The organism is Micromonospora sp. NPDC005171, assembly GCF_040608575.1.
GTDB lineage: Bacteria > Actinomycetota > Actinomycetes > Mycobacteriales > Micromonosporaceae > Micromonospora.
Genome location: NZ_JBEXIM010000001.1, coordinates 625,851 through 647,658, shown reverse-complemented (window position 1 = coordinate 647,658; position 21,808 = coordinate 625,851). Strand labels below are relative to the sequence as shown.

The following is a 21,808-nucleotide window of genomic DNA, read 5'->3' as shown; positions in this document are numbered from 1 at the left end:
ACGGGACTCCTTATATGGCCCTACTCATCGCCATCGGTGGCGCGGTCCTCCTCGCGCTCATCCTGGTGCTCTTCGTGCTCTCCCGGATCAAGGTCGCCGGCCCGAACGAGGCGTTCATCGTCACCGGTCGCAAGGGCCGCACCACGCAGACCGCCGACGGTGCGCGGTCCACCGACAACTCCGGGCAGAAGGTCGTGCTGGGCGCCTCGGTGTTCGTGCTGCCGGTGGTGCAGAAGCTCCAGTCGCTCGACCTGTCCAGCCGGCGGATCGACGTCGGCATCCGGGGCGCGGTGAGCAAGCAGGGCATCCGCGCCGACCTGCACGGCGTGGCGATCGTCAAGGTCGGCGGCACCGAGGACGCGATCCGGGCCGCGGCACAACGGTTCCTGCACCAGCAGGACGAGATCGACAACTTCACCCGGGAGGTGCTGGCCGGCGCGCTTCGCTCGATCGTCGGTCGGCTCACCGTCGAGGAGGTCATCCGGGACCGGGCGGCGTTCGCCAGCGCGGTCGCCGAGGAGGCCGAGCACTCGATGACCAACCAGGGTCTGGTGCTGGACACCTTCCAGCTCCAGGACATCCTCGCCGAAGGCTCCTACCTGCAGGATCTGGGCCGCCCCGAGGCCGCCCGGGTGCTCAAGGACGCGGCGATCGCCGAGGCGCGCGCCCGGCAGCAGGCCGAACAGGAGCGGCTGCTCGCCGAGGAGGCCATCGCCGAGGCGAACCGCAACCTGGCCCTCAAGCAGGCCGGCATCCAGGCCGAGATCGACGCGGCCAAGGCGAAGTCCGCGGCGGCCGGACCGCTCGCCCAGGCCGAGCGGGACCAGGCGATCCTCTCCGAGCAGCAGAAGGTCGCCGAGCGCAACGCCGAACTCAAGCAGCGCCAACTCGACACCGAGGTTCGCAAGCCGGCCGACGCCGCCCGGTACAAGGTGGAGCAGGAGGCCGAGGCGGCCCGCAACGCCGCGGTGCTGCACGCCGACGCGCAGCGCCAGTCCGTCATCGCCGCCGCGCAGGCCTCCGCCGAGCAGGCCCGCCTCACCGGTGAGGGCGAGCGGGCCCGGCGGGCCGCGCTCGCCGAGGCGAACGCCATCGAGGGCGCCAAGGAGGGTGAGGCCGAGCAGCGGCGGCGCTCCGCCATCGCCGAGGCGGTGGAGCGGGAAGGTCAGGCCGAGGCCGCGGCGATCCTGGCGAAGGGTGAGGCCGAGGCGGACGCGATGGCGCGCAAGGCCGAGGCGTTCGCCGCGTACGGCGAGGCGGCCGTGCTGGACCTGCTGGTCAAGGTGCTTCCGCAGGTCGTCGAGGCGGCCAGTGCGCCGATCGGGGCGATCGACAAGATGACGGTCATCTCCACCGACGGCGCGTCGTCGCTCACCAGGTCGGTGGCCGGCAACGTGGCCCAGGGCCTCCAACTCGGCAGCGACCTCACCGGGATCGACCTGCCCGGCCTGCTGGCGCGGCTCGGCTCCGCCTCCACTCCGGCCGGCAACGGCGCCGCGTCCGTCGACGGGAAGGCCGTCGAAAGCCGCTGACGGTGTACGTCGACGGGCGCCGCTCCCGGTTCGGGGGTGGCGCCCGTCGGCGTCTTCGTAGATCCACTCGGGTTCCCGGAAGTCGGGGCCTCCGAACTGCCCGGACACCGCGACATCACCAGAACCGAGTCGATCACCGCGAGGTGGAAGCGCTAGCTGATGAGACCTTCGGCGCGCGCCCAGCGCAGCAGTTCCGCCTCGGCGGCGTCGCGGTCCAGCGGGCCGTGCTCGAGGCGCTGCTCCTTGAGGTGCTTCCACGCCCGCCCGACCACCGGCCCCGGCGGTACGCCGAGCAACTCCATGATCGCGTTGCCGTCCAGGTCGGGTCGGACCCGCGCCAGGTCCTCCTCGGCCGCGATCCGCGCGATCCGATCCTCCAGCGCGTCGTAGTCGGCCGCGAGCTGGGCGGCCTTGCGCCGGTTACGGGTCGTGCAGTCGGAACGGGTCAGCTTGTGCAGGCGGGGCAGCAGGTCACCGGCGTCGGCGACGTAGCGGCGCACCGCCGAGTCGGTCCACTCGCCCCGCCCGTACCCGTAGAAGCGCAGGTGCAGCGCGACCAGCGCGGTCACCTTCGCGGTGACCTCCTTCGGGTACCGCATCGCCTTCATCCGGGCCTTGGTCAGCCGGGCGCCGACCACCTCGTGGTGGTGGAAGCTGACCCGGCCGTCGGACCCGACCGCCTTCGTCGCTGGCTTGCCCACGTCGTGCAGAAGGGCGGCCATCCGGAGGATGAAGTCGCAGCCGTCCTCCTCGTAGGAGACCGCGTTCTCGACGACAGTCAACGTGTGCTCGTAGACGTCCTTGTGCTGGGCGTGCTCGTCGATCTCCAGCTTCAACCCGGTCAGCTCCGGCAGGAACCGCTCGGCCAGCCCGGTGTCGACGAGCAGCCGCAGCCCGGTGATCGGGTCCGCGCCGCAGAGCAGCTTGGTGAACTCGTCGCGGATCCGCTCGGCGGTGATCCGGTCCAGGTCGGCGGCCATCTCGGTCATCGCGAGGTGCACGTCCGGGTGCACGGCGAAACGCAGCTGCGCGGCGAACCGCGCGGCCCGCAGCATCCGCAGCGGGTCGTCACCGAACGACTCACCCGGCGTGCTCGGGGTACGGATCACCTTGGCCGAGAGGTCGTCCAGCCCGCCGTGCGGGTCGGTGAACCGGTGGTCGGGCAGGCTGACCGCCATCGCGTTGATGGTGAAGTCGCGCCGCTTCAGGTCCTCGTCGAGGCTGGTGCCGTACACCACCACCGGGTTGCGGCTGACCTGGTCGTACGACTCCGCGCGGAAGGTGGTGATCTCCAGCCGGAGGCCGTCGCGCTGAGCACCGATGGTGCCGAACTCGCGACCGGTCTCCCAGATCGACTCGGCCCAGCCCTTGATGATCCGCAGGGTCTCGTCGGGGTGCGCGTCGGTGCAGAAGTCGAGGTCGTCGCCGAGTCGACCGAGCAGGGCGTCCCGCACCGAACCGCCCACCAGGTGCAACTCGTGACCGGCGCGGACGAAGCGGCGGCCCAACTCGTCGGCGACCGGGGACACCCGGAGCAGTTCGGCGACGGCGTTGCGCTGCGCGGCGGTGAGTTCGCGGCGGTCGGCGGCGTGAGGTGCGGAGGCTTCGGACATGGGATCGCCAGCTTATCGGGCCGGGGTGTGATCCGATCCGCCGGGCGCGGGTAACGGGTGGGGGTTGACTATGGTCTGTGGCGTGCGGGTCGGTGTCCGGCTCGACGTACCCCTGGGAGGCTGGAGATGAGCGGCGGGCTCTACCGCAGCGCCAACGCCGCGAACGATGGCGGTGCCGACGCTCGCCCCGGGGACGGCGCCACGTTCATCTCCGCGGAGCCACTGAACCAGCCGGCCATGGAGTCGACCGCGCCGCCGCAGGAGCAGGTGGGCGAGGCGAGCGCAGCGGCCAACAGCGCGGTGATGGCGATCGGCAGCCTGGTCAGCCGGGGCACCGGCTTCCTGCGCACGTTGGCGTTGACCGCCGCGCTGGGTGGGGCGCTGGTGGGCGACGCGTACACCACCGCGCAGATCCTGCCCGGCATGGTCTACGAGTTCCTGCTCGGCGGCATCCTCACCAGCGTGCTGATCCCGGTGCTGGTCCGTCGACGCCGGGTCGACACCGACGGCGGTCAGGCGTACGCCCAGCGGTTGCTGACCCTCGCGGTGCTGGCCCTCGCCGTGGCGGCGCTGATCGCGGTCGCCTTCGCCTCGGTGCTGACGTCGCTCTACGCCAGCAAGAAGACGGGGACCGATTTCCGGGAACTGGTCACGGCACTGTCGTACCTGATGTTGCCGATGATCTTCTTCACCGGCCTCAGCGCGCTGATCAGCGCGGTGCTCAACACCAGGGGGCACTTCGCCGCCCCGATGTGGGCGCCGATCCTCAACAACATCGTGGTGATCGCCACCGCAGGGCTCTACATCGCGATCTTCGGGGCGGAGATCGTCAAGCCGGATGAGATGACCCCCGGCCGAATCCTGTTGATCGGTGGCGGCACCCTGCTCGGCGTCGCGATCCAGGCCGCCGGGCTGCTGCCGGCGTTGCGCAAGGTCGGCTTCCGGTGGAAGTTCCGGTTCGACTTCCGGACCCTCGGCCTGCGTGAGCTGGGGCGCCTCGGCGGCTGGATGTTCTGTTACGTCGCGGTGAGCCAGGTCGGCCTGATCGTGCTGTTCAACCTGCTGAACCGGGCCGGCAGGGAGAACGCCGCCGGCCCGCTGATCTACAACAACGTGTTCCTGCTGCTGATGATGGCGCACGGCATCATCGCCGTATCGATCATCACTGCGCTGATGCCCCGGATGAGCGCCGCCGCCGCCGATGGCCGGTACTCCGACGTGGCCGCCGACCTGTCCCGGGGCACCCGCACCGTCTCGGCGGTGCTCGCCCCGATCGCGGTCTGCTACGCGGTGCTGGCGACGCCGCTGGCCGTGACGCTGTTCCGGTACGGCGCGTTCACCGATGAGAACGCGGCGGACACCTCGCTGGTGCTGCTCCTGGCGGCGCTGGCGTTGGTGCCGTTCGCGATCAGCCAGCTCTTCACCTTCGCCTTCTACGCCCTGCCGGACACCCGCACCCCGGCGCTGATCAACATCCCGGTGGTGGCCCTGCGGATCGGCGTGCAGGTGGTGCTCTACGTCGCCTTCGCCGCCCACTTCGCCGCGGCCGGAATGATGATCGGCAACGCGGTGTCCTACCTGGCGGCGGCCTTCGCCTCGGCCTGGCTGCTGCGACCCCGGGTCGGCCGGATCGGGATGGGTGCCATCCTGCGCACCCTCGGTCGGGTGGCGGTAGCCGCGTTGGGAGCCGCCCTGGTCGGTCTCCTCGTGGTGAGTCTTCTGCCCGGCGGCGACAGGCCGAGTTGGATGCAGGCTGTCGTGCAGTTGGTGATCGGCGGCGCCGTGATCGGCGGGACCTACCTGGGTCTGGCCATGGTGCTGCGGATCGGCGAGATCACCGAGGTGGTCGGCATGGTCCGCCGCCGCCTCGGTCGCTGAAAGTTGGCGGCTGATTACAACAAGTTGGCGTTCATACGGACCGTCACTGCGGATCACCAGGCTGGGGATGCTCCTGTGGATAACTCCGCGATTCGCCGGTCAACCACCGCTTCAGCCTGTGGATAACCACCCGTACGGCTGAGGGTGGCAACCCGATCGGTGGGAACGTACGAGGCAGCGCGAGCGCCACGCCAGCCCAGCCCCGGCGTCGGTCACTTGCGGTGAAGCCGTAGATTAGCTAGTACATGTGCCAGCAACGTGGCTGACAACGGTCGTAACCGGACGAGTTCGCCGACTGCCGGAACCCCGCCAGGTACGGCGGGAAGATGACATGTCGGAGAGACGGGCAACCCGGGTAAGGTCGCTCTCGACGGGTACGGCAGTGCCGACGCTGGGCGTCGACACCGGTCGGCCGGTTCCTTCAACGGCAGAGCGGGAAGCCACATGCCCAGCAGTTCGGGTTCATCGATCGACACGATCACCGAGGGAGGACGGGTGACCCAGGTCGGCGAGGGTCAGGAGGCAGACGAAAGCGCTCCTCCGGTCATGACCTTCGGTGCTCCCACGGCCGGTGAAGTCCTCGCCGAGCGGTACGAACTGGTTGAGCACATCAACAACGACAGCGCGGGTCGGCTGGTCTGGCGCGGAATCGACGTCATCCTTCGCCGTCCCGTCGCCGTGGTGCTGCGTTACCCGGGTGGCGACTCCGCCACCGAGATGCTTCAGGCCGCCGTCGCGGCCAGCCGGGTCATCCACCCCAACCTGGTCGGCGTCTACGACGCGATCGACGAGGCCGACCGGGCGTACGTGGTGCGCGAGTGGGTCGACGGGCAGTCCCTGCGGGACCTGGCGACCGACGGCCCCCTGGACCCGGCTCGGGCCACCGCCATCGGCAACGCCGTCGCGAGCGCGCTCGCCGCCGTGCACGCCACCGGCATGGTGCACGGCAACGTCCACCCCGGCACCGTCATGATCAGTGACGAGGGCCGTGTGGTCCTGGCCGATGCCCGCACCGACGGCGCCGACAGCCAGGAGAACGACATCCGCGCGGTCGGCGGAGTCCTCTACTTCGCACTGACCGGTTCCTGGCCGCACGCCGAGGCACCGCTGCACGGCGCCACGGCCGGCCACGGCCGCGCCGCCATCCCGGACGCTGTTCGGGACGCCGCGGGCGCCATCGCCGCACCCCGCCAGGTTCGGGCGGGCGTTCCGGCCTACCTGGACGACCTGACCATGGATCTGCTCGACGCCGAGATCGCGCCGCCCTCCTCCGACGTGCTCGCCGCCGAGTTGGCGCGACTGGACGTGCCGGCCGAGGACGAGCACTACCTCGACAACAGCGGGCCGCTGCGGTTCGCCGCCGACACCGGGGAAGAGCCGTCGCCGCTGGCCGCGGCCGGGGGCCGCAAGGTCGCCGTCGGCATCGCCGGTCTGCTGGCCGTCGCCCTGGTTGGTCTGCTGATCGGGATCATCTCGCTGGGCGGCGACGACGAGGATCCGCAGTCCAACCCGGTCGCCGCGCCGACCTCCAGTGCCCCGGCCGGCGGTGCCACCCCGGCCGCCGCGACGGCGCGCAAGCTGACGATCAAGGACGTCCGGATCATCGACCCGGACAGCAAGAACCGCAGCGAGGTCGACGGTGCCGAGAAGGTCATCGACGGTGACGAGGACAAGGGCTGGGAGACCGAGACCTACGTGAACAAGCCCAACTTCGGCAACCTGAAGAAGGGCATGGGCGTCTGGCTCGACCTCGGCGAGCCGCACACCGTCAAGTCGGTGCAGGCAGTGCTGTCGGCCACCAACGCGTCCGCCCAGCTGCTCGCCGGCACCACCAACCCGCCGTCCAGCTCCAGCGGCGACAAGCAGTTGGTCGCGAGCTACAAGACCGCGATCGGCCAGCCGTTCGAGGACCACGACGGCACCACGATGACGTTCAACGGCTTCGACGCCGACAAGAAATACCAGTACCTGCTGTTCTGGATCACCGAGTTGGCTCCGGCCGAGGGTGGTTTCAAGCTGGGGGTGCAGGAGATTACGGTCCAGGGGTCGTGAGCCGGGCGCCACGATCCGGGCACCGCATTCGCTGGACGCGGTGATGGGCGGGCGTGCCGCCGCAACAGACCTGGAGCTGCTGCGCGCGCACGTGACCGGAGACCGGGACGCCTTCGCCGAACTGTTCCACCGGCACCGTGACCGGTTGTGGGCGGTGGCGCTGCGGACGCTCGGGGACCGCGAGGAAGCAGCCGACGCCCTGCAGGACGCCCTGCTGTCGGCGCATCGGGCGGCGGCGCGGTTCCGCGGCGACTCCGCCGTCACCACCTGGCTGCACCGGATCGTGGTCAACGCCTGCCTGGACCGGATCCGACGTCGGCAGGCGCACCCCACAGTGCCGCTGCCGGACGGCAACCGGGCCGAGGACGGCACCGGCGGGCTGGAGCCGGCGGCACCGGCAACCGACCACGACACAGTGCTGGTGGTCCGCGACGCGCTCGCCGCGCTGCCCCTTGAGCAACGCGCCGCACTGGTGCTGGTCGACGTGCAGGGCTATCCGGTCGCCGAGGTCGCCCGCATCCTCGGCGTCGCCGAGGGGACTGTGAAGAGCCGGTGTGCCCGGGGCCGGGCCCGGCTCGCCGTGCTGCTCGGGCATCTCCGCCCCACTGCCGTCGGGGCGCCTTCGGCCCGGCCGGACCATGCCGCCCCGATGACGGGCGTGCCCGGCGTCACGCCGGGGAACCCCGGCCCGGTGGAGGGCGTCGGATCGGGGTCGGGCCGTTACCGGCGGGACGCCAACCAGGAGGACACGTGACGACCGAGGGGTTCCGGGAGGTCGACGCCGACCTCCTCGCTGACTACCTCGGCGGGGCGTTGGACGGCACCCCGCAGCGGGACGAGGTCGCCCGACTGGTCGCCGCGGACCCGTTCTGGGCCGAGGCGTACGCGCTGCTGGCCCCCGCCGTGACCGCGGTCCGGTCGGACCTGACCCGCTGGGCCGGGCCGTCCCCGGAGATGCCGTCGGCGATCACCGACCGCCTGCTGGCCGCGCTGGCGTCCGCGGACCCGCCGGACGACACCTCGACCGAGGAGGCACCCGCCGACGCGCCCACCGTCGACGCGGACGGCGACGCGGCGACACGGTTGGTCGTGCCGGCGCAGGTGGGTCGGCGGCCGGCGGTCCGCACGCCCGTCGGGTCGGGCCGCGGGGCGTCCACCGGGCCGGGCCGCCGCCAGCGCGGCTGGGCTCGCCGTGGGGCGCCCGTGGCCGCCGCCGCTGTCGCCGTGATCGCCGTCGCACTGGGCCTCAACCAGCTGTCGATGCGGGCGGCGGACGACTCCGCCGGCACCAACGCCATGAACCAGCCGGCCAGCGCGCCCGAGGGCGTCGCGGGGGCCGGGACGGTCCGCACCACCGGACCGACACTGCGCAGCGGTACGAACTACACCCCGCAGATCCTCGGCGACGCGTACGGCACCAACGCGCCAAGCACGTCGGCTGCCAGCCGGGCGACCGGCAACACCCCGTTCGAGCAGCCGAAGGTGGATGCCGAGGGCGAACGCCGTCCCTCTCCCGACGGGTCGGACCAGCTGGCCCGGCTGACCGACGAGGTCGCGCTGACGACATGTCTGGCCAGCGTCGCGGCGGAGCACGGATCGGCCCCACTTGTGGTCGAGGTGGTCGACTACGCGCGGTTCCAGGGCGATCAGGCGCTTGTCATTCGTTTCACCGATGCGACCGGAGCCCGGTGGGCCTGGGTGAGCGGCCCGGAGTGCGGAGTGCCCGGGTCCGGCTCGGACAGCCGGTATTCGGCGCGGGTAGGGTGAATCCACGGTCAATGGCACGATGACCGCCCACGTGACCTGACCCACCGGATGCCCGGCTCGGGAATCCCCGGTTCGTACGATGGCGTTCTGGAAGTCAGCTGCCGGCCCCACCCAGGCGTCGGCAACTCGGATCAGCATCGGTGCTCGCGCCGACGCCGAACACACACAACTCGGGAGACGGCAGTGGACGAGGTCCGCAACCTGATCATCATCGGCTCCGGGCCGGCCGGTTACACGGCCGCGGTCTACGCCGCGCGCGCCAACCTGAAGCCGCTGATCATTGAGGGCGTGCAGTCCGGTGGCGCGCTGATGACCACGACCGAGGTGGAAAACTTCCCCGGCTTCGCGGACGGCATCCTCGGCCCCGAGCTGATGGACAACATGCGCAAGCAGGCCGAGCGGTTCGGCGCCGAGTTCCTCACCGACGACGTGACCCGCGTCGAGCTGGTGGACACCGGTGACGCCGGCTCCGGCGCGGTGAGCACCGTCTGGGTTGGCGAGACCGCCTACCGGGCCCGATCCGTCATCCTCTCCACCGGTTCGGCCTGGCGTCCGCTGGGCGTGCCCGGCGAGCAGGAATACCTGGGCCACGGCGTCTCCGCGTGTGCCACCTGTGACGGCTTCTTCTTCCGTAACCAGCAGATCGTGGTCGTCGGCGGTGGCGACTCGGCGATGGAGGAGGCCACTTTCCTCACCCGCTTCGCGGAGTCGGTGACGATCATCCACCGCCGCGACTCGTTCCGGGCCAGCAAGATCATGGCCGACCGGGCGCTGAGCAACGAGAAGATCAAGGTCGAGTGGAACAGCACCGTCGAGGAGATCCTCGGCGAGGACGGCAAGGTCACCGGGGTACGCGTCCGCAACGTGCACACCGGCGAGACCAAGGTGATGGACGTGACCGGTGTCTTCGTCGCCATCGGTCACGACCCCCGCAGCGAGCTGTTCCAGGGCCAGGTCGAGCTGGACGACGAGGGCTACGTGAAGGTTCACGCCCCGAGCACCCGCACCAACGTGCCCGGTGTCTTCGCCGCCGGTGACGTGGTCGACCACACCTACCGTCAGGCGATCACCGCGGCCGGCACCGGTTGTGCCGCAGCGCTCGACGCCGAACGGTTCATCGCGACGCTCAGCTGAAACAACGAACACATCCCGGAGGAGGGGCATAGTGGGAACAACCAAGGCGGTCACCGACAAGAGCTTCGTCGCTGACGTGCTGCAGGCCGACAAGCCGGTGCTGGTGGACTTCTGGGCGGAGTGGTGCGGCCCGTGCCGCAAGGTGTCGCCGCTGCTCGAGGAGATTGCCCGGGAGATGGGTGACCAGGTCACCATCGTCAAGCTCAACATCGACGAGAACCCGGAGACCGCTCGGGCCTACCGGGTGATGTCGGTGCCGACGCTCACCGTCTTCAAGAACGGCCAGCCGGTGCAGTCGATCGCCGGTGCCAAGCCGAAGGGCGAGCTGGTCCGGCTCATCGAATCAGCCCTCTGACCAGCAGAAACATCAACCGGACCCCGTACCCGCTCGCCGGGTGCGGGGTTCGGCGTCTTCCCGGCCGTACCGTCGACGTATTTCTCCGCCCCAGCCACCTCGCCCGCCCGGAGCGCATAGCCTCAAGCCTGGGCCGCCCGGCCAGCCAGCGTCGTGCAGAGGGGGTCGTGCGTGCGTCCGATCCGACCCGGTGACCGGGGACCCGCGGTCACGGAGATCCGTACCATCCTGACCGGCCTTGAGCTGCTCGCCGCCGCCGGCCCGCACACCGACGAGTTCGACCTGGACACCGACCGGGCGGTCCGCGCGTTCCAGCAGTCGCGGGGGCTCAGCGTGGACGGCCGGGTCGGCGCCGAGACCTGGCGCGCCCTGGACGCCGCCCGCTGGCGGCTCGGCGCCCGCACCCTCTACCACGCGGTCCCCGAGCCGCTCACCGGCGAGGACGTCCGTTCGCTGCAGGAGCGACTGCTGGAGATGGGGTACGACGTGGGCCGCGCGGACGCCATCTACGGTGTCCGGACGTCGCGGGCGGTGGCCCAGTTCCAGCGCGAGGTCGGGCTCACGCCGGACGGCTCCTGCGGCCCATACACCATGAACGCGCTCCGCCGGATCGGTCGCAAGGTGGTCGGTGGCCGCCCGCAGTGGCTCCGCGAATCCGACGCGATCCGGCAGTCCGGGCCGGCGTTGGTCGGCAAGACGGTAGTGATCGACCCGGGGCACGGGGGCACCGACCCCGGGATGGTGGTGCCCGACGGCTCGTTGCGCTGGACCGAGGCGGACCTGGTGCACGACCTGGCCAGCCGGCTGGAGGGGCGACTCGCCGCCACCGGGGTGCGGGTGCAGCTCACCCGGGGGCCGTCGCCCGACAGCTGCCTGCCGGACACCGACCGGGCCCTGCTCGCCAACTCACTCGGCGCCGACGTGTTCATCTCGCTGCACCTGGACGGCCACGCCAACCCGGAAGCGGAGGGCGTCGCGACCTACCACTACGGCACCGACAACGGGGTGACCTCGGCGACCGGTGAACGCCTCGCCGGGCTGGTGCAGCGGGAGATCGTCGCCCGCACCGGGCTGCGGGACTGCCGTACCCACGCCAAGACGTGGGAGCTGCTGCGACTGACACGGATGCCCGCCGTCCGGGTCGAGGTCGGCTATCTCACCTCACCGACCGACCGTGCCCACCTCGTCGACCCCCGGTTCCGGGACCGGGTGGTGGAGGCCATCGTGGCTGCGGTGCAGCGGATGTACTACCCGATCGAACGGGACGTCCCGACCGGATCGCTCGACGTCAGCGAACTGCGTGCCGTGGTGACCGCCGGCACTGTGGTCGACTGAAACGCCGCCGGCGTCAGCCGTTGGTGGAGCGGGTGGCCGGGGCCGGACGGACCGGACGGAGCAGGGTCTCCGGGCTCATCGACCCGAGCAGCTTCTCCAACGCGTACTCGACGTCGGACTTCCAACTCAGCGCCGTCCGCAGCTCAAGGCGCAACCGAGGGAAACGCGGGTGCGGACGGACGGTCTTGAAGCCAACGGAGAGGAAGAAGTCGACAGGGGCCACGCAACCGCCGGCCGGATCGTCCGCGTCGCCGAACTTGGCGTCGCCGAACGCCTCGATGGCCTTGATCCCACGCTTGGTCAGATCCCGGGCGACACCCTGCACCAGCATCCGGCCCAACCCGCCGCCGGCGAACGCGGCGACCACGTTGGCGGTCATCAACAGTGCCGCGTCGGCGGAGACCGGTGAGGTCGGGAACGCCATCGAACGGGGCACGTAGGCGGGCGGGGCGTACATCACGAAGCCGGCCGGCATGCCGTCGACGTAGGCGAGTTTGCCGCAGGAGCCCCACTCCAGCAGCGTCTGGGAGACCCACGCCTCCTTCTCCAGGCCCGGATCGCCGGCGGCGCAGGCCCGGTCCGCGGAGACCGGATCGAGCTCCCAGTAGACGCACTGGCGGCACGGGCGCGGGAGGTCTTCCAACGTGTCGAGGGTCAGGCTGACCAGACGTCGCGACATATGGCGCATCCCCACAATAGGCTCGGTGGTGAGACCGGCATGGAACGACAGCGCCGCCTTCCTGCCCCCGACGAGCGATCGTACGCCGCCGATCGGCGATACGGGAGGGGACGCGCAGATGGCCACTCCAGCGGGGGACGCCGAGGGCGGTCCGCCATGTGGTCGATCTGCCTCGGCCCGGCGGCAGCACGGGCCTGGCGGACTAGGATCGACAATCGGTGTGTCCGCCGCCATGGTCAGCGGTGTGCGGGGTACCCGGGGCGGGAACCACCCGAGCAGCGATCGAGGTGAGGTCATGACCGGCACGACACTCGACGACTACACCGACCGGTACGCCCGGCGGGTACGCGGGATGACCGCCTCCGAGATCCGAGCATTGTTCGCGGTGGCTAGTCGTCCGGAGGTCGTCTCGCTCGCCGGCGGCGCACCGTACATCGCCGCCCTTCCGCTGGACGCGGTCGGCGAGATGCTCGGCCGGCTCGGCTCCGAGCACGGCGTGACCACCCTTCAGTACGGCATTGGTCAGGGCACCCTCGAACTGCGCGAGCGGATCTGCGAGGTGATGTCGCTCTCCGGGATCGACGCCGCGTGCGGGGCCTCCCCGGAGGACGTCGTGGTCACCGTGGGCGGGCAGCAGGCGCTGGACCTGGTGGCCCGGCTCTTCCTCGACCCGGGCGACGTGGTGCTCGCCGAAGGGCCGACGTACGTCGGTGCGCTCGGCGTTTTTCAGGCCGCCCAGGCGCAGGTCGTCCACGTACCGATGGATGAGGACGGGCTGATCCCGGAGGCGCTGGAGACGGCCATCGCCGACCTGGCCCGCGCGGGCCAGCGGGTCAAGTTCCTCTACACGATCCCCACCTACCAGAACCCGACAGGTGTGACGCTCAGCGAGGAGCGCCGGGAGCGGGTGCTCGACATCTGCGAGCGCGCCGGCCTGCTCGTCGTCGAGGACGACCCGTACGGTCAGCTGGGGTTCGAGGGTGAGGCCCCGGCCCCGCTGCGGGCCCGCCGCCGGGATGGCGTCTTCTACCTCAGCACGTTCTCCAAGACCTTCGCCCCCGGGCTGCGGGTCGGCTGGATCCTGGCGCCGCACGCGGTCCGCGACAAACTGGTCATCGCCAGTGAGGCGCAGATCCTCTGCCCCAGCGGTTACGCCCAGGCCGCTGTGGCCACCTATCTGAGCACGATGCCCTGGCGGCAGCAACTCAAGGTCTATCGCGAGGTCTACCGGGAACGCCGGGACGCCCTGCTCGACGCGATGGCCGACCTGATGCCCGAGGGCACCAGCTGGACCACCCCGGCCGGCGGTCTCTTCGTGTGGGCCACCCTGCCCGACGGGCTCGACTCGAAGGCCATGATGCCGCGAGCGGTCGCCGCCCGGGTCGCCTACGTTCCCGGCACTGGTTTCTACGCCGACGGCACCGGCACCGGCGCCATGCGGCTCAACTTCAGCTTCCCGCCGCCCGAGCGGATCCGCGAGGGCGTCCGCCGGCTGGCGGGTGTGATGGAGCAGGAGATCGCCATGCGCCGGGTCTTCGGTGCCGTGGGTGGCGCCGCCGGCCGACGCGGCCGGGCCGGCTCCGACGTGCCCGGGCCCGACTTGGCATGATGCCGGCATGGCTACGACCGCCGAGCGCCTCCTCGTGACCGATTCCGCCATCTCGGCCGACCTGCGCGTCGTGGTGCTCGCGGGTGGGCTCTCCTACGAACGGGACGTGTCGCTGCGTTCCGGCCGTCGGGTGCTCGACGCGCTGCGCGCCGTCGGGGTGGAGGCCGAGCTGCGAGACGCGGACGTGGCCCTGCTGCCGGCGCTCGCGGCCGACCCGCCGGACGCTGTGGTGATCGCACTGCACGGCGCGACCGGTGAGGACGGCTCACTGCGCGGGGTGCTGGATCTGTGCGACATCCCGTACGTCGGCTGTGACGCCCGAGCCTCCCGGGTCGCCTGGGACAAGCCCTCGGCCAAGGCGGTGCTCCGCGAGACCGGCATCCCCACACCGGACTGGGTGGCGCTCCCGCACGACCGTTTCTCCGAGCTCGGCGCGGTCGCCGTCCTGGACCGGATCGTCGACCGTCTGGGCGTACCCCTGATGGTCAAGCCGGCGCAGGGCGGGTCCGGGCTGGGCGGGGCGGTGGTCCGGGACGCCTCCGCGCTGCCCGCCGCGATGGTCGGCTGCTTCGCGTACTACTCCACGGCGTTGGTGGAGCGGTACGTGCCGGGGATGGATGTGGCGGTCTCGGTCGTCGACCTCGGTGACGGCCCGCAGGCGCTGCCGCCGGTGGAGATCGTGCCGCGCAACGGCGTGTACGACTACGCGGCCCGCTACACAGCGGGCCGGACCACCTGGCACGCCCCGGCCCGGCTGGACCCGGAGGTGGCTGCCACGGTCGCTGACGTGGCCCTCGCCGCGCACACCGCCCTCGGTCTGCGGGATCTCTCGCGCGTCGACGTGATCGTGGACTCGGCCGGCCAGCCGCACGTGCTGGAGGTCAACGTCTCGCCAGGCATGACGGAGACGTCACTCCTTCCGCTCGCCGTGCAGGCGGCCGGGTTGGATTTCGGCCGACTCCTCGGCACCCTGGTCGCCAGAGCAGCGGCCCGCCTCACCAAGCACTGACCTACCCGCCACCCCGTCGGTCGAGCGCACCGCCCGCAGATCGGCCATGAGGTTGGTTTCGGTAGGCCAACCTCATGGCCGATTTCAGCTCAGTGGCTGGCGCGTACGTCGGGTTCGTCGTTGCCATTGGTACGCACGGCCGGGCCCGGAGCGCCCTCGACGCCGCTCTCGGCGGTGGTCTTGCTGGCGGCCTCAGTGAAGGCACCCCCGTTGCCGGAGACGGACGCGGCCGGATTGGCGGGACCGGCCTCGTCGCCGCTTCCGCTCGCCGGGCCCACGGCGGGTCCGTCGGTGGGCGTCTCCGCCGGGCCGGCCTGAGATCCGCCGGAGGGCGTCTCGGTCGTGACGGCGCTGTCGGACGCCGCGCTGCCCGACGTTCCCCCGGCGGAGTTCCTCGCGGCGGAGGCCGGGGTGACGAAGGTCGGAGTGCCGGGCAGGTTGGTAGCGGATCCGGTCCGAGCGGGTGCGGTCGCCGGACCGGAGGCCGTCCGAGCGGGTTCCGCCGTCCGGTCGGTGACGGTGGCCGCCGGCGAGCTGGCACCGGCGTCCGGATCCGCGGCCGGTTCGGCCGGGGGCGCGCTGTCGGCGTCGGTCGAATCGGTGGAGTCGAGCGCTGGTTCCGGGATCTCCTCTGCAGCCTCGATGACCGAGACCGCCTCCACCCCAGCAGCTGCCGCTGAGGCGGCCTCCGCGGCGGCGGCATCCGCAGCGGCGGACTGGGCCAGCAGGCTGGACGGCGCCTGCCACTGGATGCGGGGCGGCTCGGCGAGCGGGCGGCCTCCGAACTCCGCGAGCCAGGCGGCGACCAGCGCCAGATTTTCCCGCCACTGCGCCTCGGAGATCGGCGGCAGAATCGAGTCCCACAGAGACAGGAACGTGCCCCGCAGCTGAAGGCGGCCGTACGGACGGGCGAGGAACCACATGTGCAGATGAGCCGAGCCGTCGCCCCAGCGATTGACGTGCACCCGCGCCACACCGTCGAGCGACCGGATGGCCCGCTCCAGACGTACGGTCATCACCCCCAGCTCGGCAGCCAACAGGTTCGGCAGGTCGCCGAGGTCCAGGTGGGTCCGCGATTCCAGGATGAGCACCATGGGCAGACCTGTGGGCCGGTCCATGGCGCGGACCCGCCACCGCTCGCCCACCCAGATGTAGGCGTCGTCGGGTGCGTTGCAGGCGGTGCATTCCCGGAGACCCTCGCCCTTCCGGGGCGGTTCGACCGGGACCGGATCATCGAGTTGCTTCACGTGGAGGTCACCCTCGAAGGGAAATGACGGCCACTGGGTGAAGTCCGGGACTGAGGGAGGGGTGTCGTGCACGACGCTGACCCTAACCGAGTCTGGCACCGCTGTCCCTACCTGTTTGAGCGGTCCCGGGCCACCGGATCGGTGCCCGCCGGTGACCGGGGGCCGCGTGGTCTTGTGGGCACCGCGAAGCGATATCCACAGGCTGCCGAGATCCTGAACACAGGCCGTCATCCACAGGCTCGCACCCGCTCCCACGCGCTGTTTCACGTGAAACGGGGGGTGCCTGTGGACAACCGGTGTGGATAACTTTTCGGGCGGTCGCTCGTTGTCCGCGAACCCCAAATCGGCGGAGTCGATGATTACCGGGACCGGCGGTGGACGGGCGTGCTCCGATCGCTTCAGTGCCGCCGTTACCCCACCCGCCGACCGACCGCTCATGGACTCCGGGAGCGCCTCGGCGATGACCACCTGCCCAGTCGAGGAACAGCGTCATCTCTCGGCGGTGTGCACGACACCCGAAGGGCGCAGTCCTGATTCCGGCTCGTGCACCAGCGGACCCGGCCGTTCGGATGGGGCGCGAGATCGAACCCCAATGCCGGTCGTCCGAGTGGAGGCGGCGGCTCTCTTGGACCGTCACTCCCGTCAGGGGTTCGGCTCGGTACCAGCGCGGCGACGTCTCTGTTTCACGTGAAACCGAATGCGCCGAGCACACCCCCTCGACCGGCTCGACTACTCGGCCGACTCCTGTCGGGGCCGCGGCGCGGCTAGCGACGACCCGACTGACCGCGACCGCAAACTCGGCCCGCTCGAGGATGACCACGGAGACGCCACTACGCGCCACTCAGCGGCTCGCTGACGCTTGCAGCGGCGCGAGGGGTGGTTGCGGTCGAGTGGACCATGCCGAGGGCTTCTGCGACGCGTGTAGAGGGATCCGCCCGTCACCCGGGCGCTTCGCCGCCGGGTTGCCACCGCGCATGCACCTTGCCGTCGTCGCGCGCGGGGCCCGCTGCCACGTCCGCCGCCCGCCGTGGTAGGTCTGGGACGACAGCATCATCGCGTACGTCCAATCTGATGGCCCGCCCCCTCTGCCCGCCGCCCGCGGATTGCGCTGCCAGAGGCGCCGGGCCAGTGCGAGCGGCCCACGTACCCCCGTCTCCTTGTCCCCTGCGGTCAGGTTGAGCCGAACTGGCTGAACGAGGGGAGGGCGGCGCCCGGTCGATCGGGCGCGCCGATCCGCTCGGGGCCGCCGGTTGTTTCACGTGAAACGCGACGCCCTGGACGCAGAACGGCCGCGCCCCCGGTGGGGTAGCGCGGCCGTGGGTGACAGATGGGGCTAGCCCTCCCCGCCCTCCTCCTGCTGCACTCCGATGATCCCGACGATCCGCTCAAGGTCGTCCACCGTCGCGAACTCAATCGTGATCTTGCCCTTGCTGCGGCCGATGTCGACCTTCACCCGAGTGTCGAACCTGTCGGACAGCCGATCGGCGAGATCGGTCAGGGCTGGCGCGTGGGCCTTCGGTCGTCGCTTTGCGGTCTGACCCTTCGCCGGCCCGTCGTTCAGCGTCAGGGCCACGATCTCCTCGGTCGCCCGAACCGACAGCCCTTCGGCCACGATCCGCAGGGCCAACTGTTCCTGCGCCTCGGACTCGTCGAGGCTCAGCAGAGCGCGGGCGTGCCCCGCCGACAGGATGCCGGCGGCAACCCGGCGCTGCACCTGTGCGGGCAGGTTCAGCAGTCGGATGGTGTTGGAGATCTGCGGGCGACTCCGGCCGATCCGGCGGGCCAACTCCTCGTGGGTGGCCCCGAACTCCTCCAGCAGTTGCTGGTAGGCGGCAGCCTCTTCCAACGGGTTCAGGTTCGCCCGGTGGATGTTCTCCAGCAGGGCGTCGCGGAGCATGGCGTCGTCACGGGTGTCCCGGACGATCGCCGGGATGCTCTCCCGCCCCACCGCCTGGGCGGCCCGCCAGCGCCGCTCGCCCATCACCAGTTCGTACTTCTCGTCGTCGAGCTGCCGAACGACGATGGGCTGGAGGAAGCCGACCTCCTGGATCGAGGTCTTCAGCTCCTCCAGCGCCTCCTCGTCGAAGACCTGGCGGGGCTGCTTCGGGTTGGGCATGATCGCGTCGACCGGGATCTCGGCGAATCGAGCACCGGGCACCGGGCTGAGCACGGGCTCCGGCTCGCGGACCGGTGCTCCGGCTGACGGCGCGGCGGCGACGGTGCCCGCGTCGTCCGGCTGCTCGTACTCCGGCTCGGCCGTCGCGGTGCCAGCGGCACCCGGCGCCGGCCCGGTCGGGATCAGGGCCCCCAGGCCCCTACCCAGACCGCCCCGAGGACGGTTCTTCATGCCACGCCTCCCAGCGACTTGTCCGCACTACGCATTCCGGCCCACCGGCTCCTTGACTCCCCGCTCGGCGATCTCCTGGGCGGCCTCGAAGTAACTCGTGGCGCCCCGCGAACCGGGATCGTAGGTCATCACCGACTGGCCGTAGCTCGGCGCCTCGGAGACCCGGACGTTGCGGGGGATGACCGCCTGGAGAACCTTGTCGCCGAAGTGGTTCCGGACGTCCTGCTCGACGGCGTCGGCCAACCGGGTGCGGCGGTCGTACATGGTCAGCAGGATGGTGGAGACGTCGAGCTTCGGGTTCAGGTGCTGGCGTACCAGGTTGATGTTGTTGATCAGCTGGTTGAGGCCTTCCAGCGCGTAGTACTCGCACTGGATCGGGATCAGCACCTCCTGCGCGGCAACCAGAGCGTTGACCGTGAGCAGACCGAGGGAGGGCGGGCAGTCGATGAAGACGTAGTCGAACTCGCCCGGGTAGGCGGCGATCGCACGGTCCAGGCGGGACTCCCGAGCCACCACCGACACCAGCTCGATCTCCGCGCCGGCCAGGTCGATTGTCGCGGGTACGCACCAGAGGTTGGGGATGCCCTCGACCGCCTGAGCCACCTCGGCCAGCGGCACGCTGTTGATCAGGCAGTCGTACACATCGGGGATTCCGGTGTGGTGTGGGACGTTGAGCCCGGTCGAGGCGTTGCCCTGCGGGTCGAGGTCGACCACGAGCACCCGGTTGCCGTGCAGGGCGAGCGCCACCGCAAGGTTGACGGTGGTGGTGGTCTTACCCACGCCACCCTTCTGGTTGGCGACGCACATGACCCGGGTCCGGTCCGGCCGAGGCATGGTCACCTCGCCACTGGGATTCAGGATCTGCACGGCGCGCATCGCCTCCATAGCCAACGGTGGGTCATCCTCTTCGCGCGTCGGGGTTTCACGTGAAACGTACGTGGGGTCAGCCGCCACGGCAGCCAACGACTCGGTCGAAGCGACCGGCGCGTCGGCGACCACCGGCGCGGCGTCCCGAACGACGGCCGCAGTGGGTTGGTGTGGGACGGCCGGCTCGAACCGAACCGCCGCGGCGGTGTTGCGGCGACCCGAGGTCGCCCGCACCTCGGCGGCGTTGACCGGGCGACCCGACGCCTCCGGCGACCGACGACCACTCGCCGGCTCCGGAATGGCCGAGCCCTCCGGCCGCCCGGTGCCCGACGGCGGGTCGAGCGCTGCCGGCGGATCGCTGTCGGTAGGTCTGGTCGATGGCCCGGTCGCACCGGGCGACCAGCTCGGGTAGTCGGTTTCACGTGAAACGGGATCGTCTGTCGACCCGGTCACGCGTGGATCGTCGTACCTGCCGTCGTCATGCACCTGTCATCCCTGCCCGCTTCGGATGGTCGGTCCGCGCCCCGGTCAACTTGGCCGCATCCACGCCCGCAACCCGGAGCGTACGGCCCACGGGAGCGGTCGGAGACCCGCGACGTCCGTCACCCGCTTCACACTATCGACGCGCGGTCAGCCTACGGCGGACGGGCGCGGCCGGTCCACGTCGGGTTCTCATCCCCTCGTCCATCCGTACCGGTACAACGAGGCAACCCACCGGCCGGAAGCCCGATGGCGCGAAGTGTCAACCTCGGCGGGAGCGTCCGCCCCGGGCGCGCTTCTTGGCCGCCGGGCGGGCCGGGCCGACCATCCGCTCGCGCACGATCTCCACCACAGTGGTGGGTGGATCGATCACCCCGACGCCGCAGAGCCGCACGGCCGGCTCCCCGCCGCCGAGTCGCGCCACCACGTCGGCGTGCTCCTCGATCTCGGCCGCGGCGGACGAGCCCTTGAGCGCCAGCAGTCGACCACCGCGAACCGCCAGTGGGAGGCTCCAGCCGGCGAGCCGATCCAGGGGCGCGACCGCGCGCGCGGTCACCACGTCCCCGCTGATCGGCTCCCGGCCGCTCGAACCGCTGGCAGCCTCGTCGGCCCGGCCGCGGAACACCCGTACCGACCTGGCCAGACCGAGTCGCTCGACGACCTCGATCAGGAACGACGTCCGTCGGGCGAGCGGCTCGATCAGGGTGACGGTGAGGTCGGGGCGGGCGATGGCCAGGACGAGACCCGGCAGACCAGCGCCGGAGCCGACGTCCAGGACGGTAGCGCCGGACGGGATGCGCTCGGCGACCGCAGCACAGTTGAGCAGATGCCGATCCCAGATGCGGGGTGCCTCCCGGGGGCCGATCAGGCCGCGGACCACCCCGTCGGTGGCCAGCAGTTCGGCGTACGCGGCGGCCAGGTCGAGACGATCACCGAAGAGGGTCAGCGCCGCCGGAGCCAGCTCGGGCGGCAACGCCGCGTCGGCGGGTGACGGGGCGGTCCCGTTCGACTCACCGTCGGCGTCGGACGAGGTAGCGGGGCGGACAGCGGACGGCCCGGGCGGCGTGCCGCCCGGGCCGGACACGGCATCGGCCGTGATGTCGTCGTGGGTCACCCGGTCAGTCCGCCGGCCGTACGACGATGCGCCGGTTCGGCTCCACACCCTCGGACTCGCTCGCCACACCGGACATGGCGTTGACGACGTCGTGCACGCACTTGCGCTCGAACGCGGACATCGCCTCCAGCCGGACCGGCTCCCCGTACTCCTTGACCTTCTCGACAGCGTTCTTGGCGACCGCGGCGAGTTCCTTGCGGCGGTTCGCCCGGTAGCCACCGACGTCGAGCAGCAGACGGCTCGGCGTGCCGGTCTGCCGGAAGACGGCGAGGCGGGTCAGCTCCTGGAGCGCCTCCAGGGTGGCCCCGCGCTGACCGACCAGGTTCTGCAGCCGCTCGCCGACCACCTCGACCATCGGACGGCCGGCGGCGACCAGCTCGTCGATGTCGCCGTCGTAGTCGAGGATGTCGAGCAGGCCCTCGACGTAGTCGGCGGCGATCTCGCTCTGCCGGAACAGGTCGCCCTCGCCCACAGCCTTCTTCGCCCGGGTGCCAGCGGCGGTGTCGGTGTCGTCGTCCGCCTCGGTGTCGTCGGCGTCGGTGTCGTCGCCGTCCACCGCGAGCGTGGCGGTCTCCTCCTCGTCCAGGGACTGCTCGGCGCGGGGGATGCTGGTCTCGGTCACGGTCTCATCTCCGTACTCGCTCGGCCGGACCGTCGGGTCCGACTGGTTTCCCGGGGCCGGCGGGAGGTCGCCGGTGCCCACGGGCACGTCTGTACGGGCAGTGTCGCCCGTGGCCGCGCGGTGCGCGGTCGGTTCCACCCGGCGCCGGCCGTACGGCGGCTGCGCGGT

The 21,808-nt window shown here is 71.2% G+C and carries 16 protein-coding genes and 1 pseudogene; 10 read left to right on the top strand and 7 right to left on the bottom strand.

What is annotated here, in order from left to right:
• Window positions 1–14 precede the first annotated feature (14 nt).
• Window positions 15–1,532 carry an SPFH domain-containing protein gene (locus ABZU74_RS03015; RefSeq protein WP_355417736.1) on the top strand — a complete coding sequence of 506 codons (1,518 nt, stop codon included), beginning with the start codon at window positions 15–17 and terminating at the stop codon, window positions 1,530–1,532.
• A 152-nt stretch (window positions 1,533–1,684) separates the two neighbouring features.
• On the opposite strand, the gene ABZU74_RS03010 is transcribed toward ABZU74_RS03015, so the two are convergent.
• Window positions 1,685–3,145 (bottom strand): CCA tRNA nucleotidyltransferase, encoded by a 1,461-nt coding sequence (locus ABZU74_RS03010; protein ID WP_355417733.1) that lies wholly within the window; start codon window positions 3,143–3,145, stop codon window positions 1,685–1,687.
• 126 nt (window positions 3,146–3,271) lie between these two features.
• Here ABZU74_RS03010 and murJ point away from each other — a divergent pair, with 126 nt between their 5' ends.
• From murJ to ABZU74_RS02975, 7 genes are all read left to right on the top strand, one after another.
• Window positions 3,272–5,023: a murein biosynthesis integral membrane protein MurJ gene (gene murJ, locus ABZU74_RS03005; RefSeq protein ID WP_355417730.1), complete on the top strand. Its 1,752-nt coding sequence runs from the start codon at window positions 3,272–3,274 to the stop codon at window positions 5,021–5,023.
• 444 nt (window positions 5,024–5,467) lie between these two features.
• Window positions 5,468–7,075, top strand: coding sequence for a protein kinase family protein (locus tag ABZU74_RS03000; protein ID WP_355417727.1), 1,608 nt, complete (start codon window positions 5,468–5,470; stop codon window positions 7,073–7,075).
• A 43-nt stretch (window positions 7,076–7,118) separates the two neighbouring features.
• Entirely contained in the window at window positions 7,119–7,829 is a 711-nt protein-coding gene (gene sigM, locus ABZU74_RS02995) for an RNA polymerase sigma factor SigM (protein WP_355417724.1), read from the top strand.
• Window positions 7,826–8,842 (top strand): hypothetical protein, encoded by a 1,017-nt coding sequence (locus ABZU74_RS02990; RefSeq protein WP_355417721.1) that lies wholly within the window; start codon window positions 7,826–7,828, stop codon window positions 8,840–8,842. The genes sigM and ABZU74_RS02990 overlap by 4 nt, the downstream gene beginning before the upstream one ends.
• Window positions 8,843–9,025: 183 nt before the next feature.
• Window positions 9,026–9,976, top strand: coding sequence for a thioredoxin-disulfide reductase (trxB, locus tag ABZU74_RS02985; RefSeq protein ID WP_355417718.1), 951 nt, complete (start codon window positions 9,026–9,028; stop codon window positions 9,974–9,976).
• Between the two features lie 31 nt (window positions 9,977–10,007).
• Window positions 10,008–10,331, top strand: a complete 324-nt coding sequence (trxA, locus tag ABZU74_RS02980; protein ID WP_030331849.1) for a thioredoxin — start codon at window positions 10,008–10,010, stop codon at window positions 10,329–10,331.
• Window positions 10,332–10,502: 171 nt separating this feature from the next.
• Window positions 10,503–11,666: an N-acetylmuramoyl-L-alanine amidase gene (locus ABZU74_RS02975; protein ID WP_355417715.1), complete on the top strand. Its 1,164-nt coding sequence runs from the start codon at window positions 10,503–10,505 to the stop codon at window positions 11,664–11,666.
• Between the two features lie 13 nt (window positions 11,667–11,679).
• Here ABZU74_RS02975 and ABZU74_RS02970 read toward each other — a convergent pair whose 3' ends face one another.
• Window positions 11,680–12,345 (bottom strand): GNAT family N-acetyltransferase, encoded by a 666-nt coding sequence (locus ABZU74_RS02970; protein ID WP_110564833.1) that lies wholly within the window; start codon window positions 12,343–12,345, stop codon window positions 11,680–11,682.
• Window positions 12,346–12,640: 295 nt separating this feature from the next.
• On the opposite strand from ABZU74_RS02970, the gene ABZU74_RS02965 reads away from it, so the two are divergent.
• Complete coding sequence (locus ABZU74_RS02965) at window positions 12,641–13,954, top strand: PLP-dependent aminotransferase family protein (protein ID WP_355417712.1); 1,314 nt, start codon at window positions 12,641–12,643, stop codon at window positions 13,952–13,954.
• A gap of 7 nt (window positions 13,955–13,961) precedes the next feature.
• Complete coding sequence (locus tag ABZU74_RS02960; RefSeq protein ID WP_355417709.1) at window positions 13,962–14,963, top strand: D-alanine--D-alanine ligase; 1,002 nt, start codon at window positions 13,962–13,964, stop codon at window positions 14,961–14,963.
• 728 nt (window positions 14,964–15,691) lie between these two features.
• Here the strand turns inward: ABZU74_RS02960 and ABZU74_RS02955 are convergent.
• The 5 genes and pseudogenes from ABZU74_RS02955 to ABZU74_RS02935 all read right to left on the bottom strand — a co-directional run.
• Window positions 15,692–16,057, bottom strand: a pseudogene (locus ABZU74_RS02955) (hypothetical protein); the annotation flags it as partial.
• Window positions 16,058–17,543: 1,486 nt separating this feature from the next.
• Complete coding sequence (locus ABZU74_RS02950; RefSeq protein ID WP_355417706.1) at window positions 17,544–18,557, bottom strand: ParB/RepB/Spo0J family partition protein; 1,014 nt, start codon at window positions 18,555–18,557, stop codon at window positions 17,544–17,546.
• A gap of 27 nt (window positions 18,558–18,584) precedes the next feature.
• Window positions 18,585–19,910, bottom strand: a complete 1,326-nt coding sequence (locus ABZU74_RS02945; RefSeq protein ID WP_355417703.1) for an AAA family ATPase — start codon at window positions 19,908–19,910, stop codon at window positions 18,585–18,587.
• A 256-nt stretch (window positions 19,911–20,166) separates the two neighbouring features.
• The gene (rsmG, locus tag ABZU74_RS02940; RefSeq protein ID WP_355417700.1) at window positions 20,167–21,018 is read right to left on the bottom strand and encodes a 16S rRNA (guanine(527)-N(7))-methyltransferase RsmG; all 852 of its coding nucleotides are present in this window, start codon (window positions 21,016–21,018) and stop codon (window positions 20,167–20,169) included.
• 4 nt (window positions 21,019–21,022) lie between these two features.
• Entirely contained in the window at window positions 21,023–21,640 is a 618-nt protein-coding gene (locus tag ABZU74_RS02935; RefSeq protein WP_355417697.1) for a R3H domain-containing nucleic acid-binding protein, read from the bottom strand.
• Between the last annotated feature and the right edge of the window lie 168 nt (window positions 21,641–21,808).

Excerpts from the sequence above, each read along its gene's own strand:
- murJ (WP_355417730.1), top strand. The coding sequence starts at position 3,272 with ATGAGCGGCGGGCTCTACCGCAGCGCCAACGCCGCGAACGATGGCGGT.
- ABZU74_RS03015 (WP_355417736.1), top strand. The coding sequence starts at position 15 with ATGGCCCTACTCATCGCCATCGGTGGCGCGGTCCTCCTCGCGCTCATC.
- ABZU74_RS03000 (WP_355417727.1), top strand. The coding sequence starts at position 5,468 with ATGCCCAGCAGTTCGGGTTCATCGATCGACACGATCACCGAGGGAGGA.
- ABZU74_RS02970 (WP_110564833.1), bottom strand. The coding sequence starts at position 12,345 with ATGTCGCGACGTCTGGTCAGCCTGACCCTCGACACGTTGGAAGACCTC.
- ABZU74_RS02960 (WP_355417709.1), top strand. The coding sequence starts at position 13,962 with ATGGCTACGACCGCCGAGCGCCTCCTCGTGACCGATTCCGCCATCTCG.
- ABZU74_RS02965 (WP_355417712.1), top strand. The coding sequence starts at position 12,641 with ATGACCGGCACGACACTCGACGACTACACCGACCGGTACGCCCGGCGG.
- ABZU74_RS02950 (WP_355417706.1), bottom strand. The coding sequence starts at position 18,557 with ATGAAGAACCGTCCTCGGGGCGGTCTGGGTAGGGGCCTGGGGGCCCTG.
- ABZU74_RS03010 (WP_355417733.1), bottom strand. The coding sequence starts at position 3,145 with ATGTCCGAAGCCTCCGCACCTCACGCCGCCGACCGCCGCGAACTCACC.
- sigM (WP_355417724.1), top strand. The coding sequence starts at position 7,119 with ATGGGCGGGCGTGCCGCCGCAACAGACCTGGAGCTGCTGCGCGCGCAC.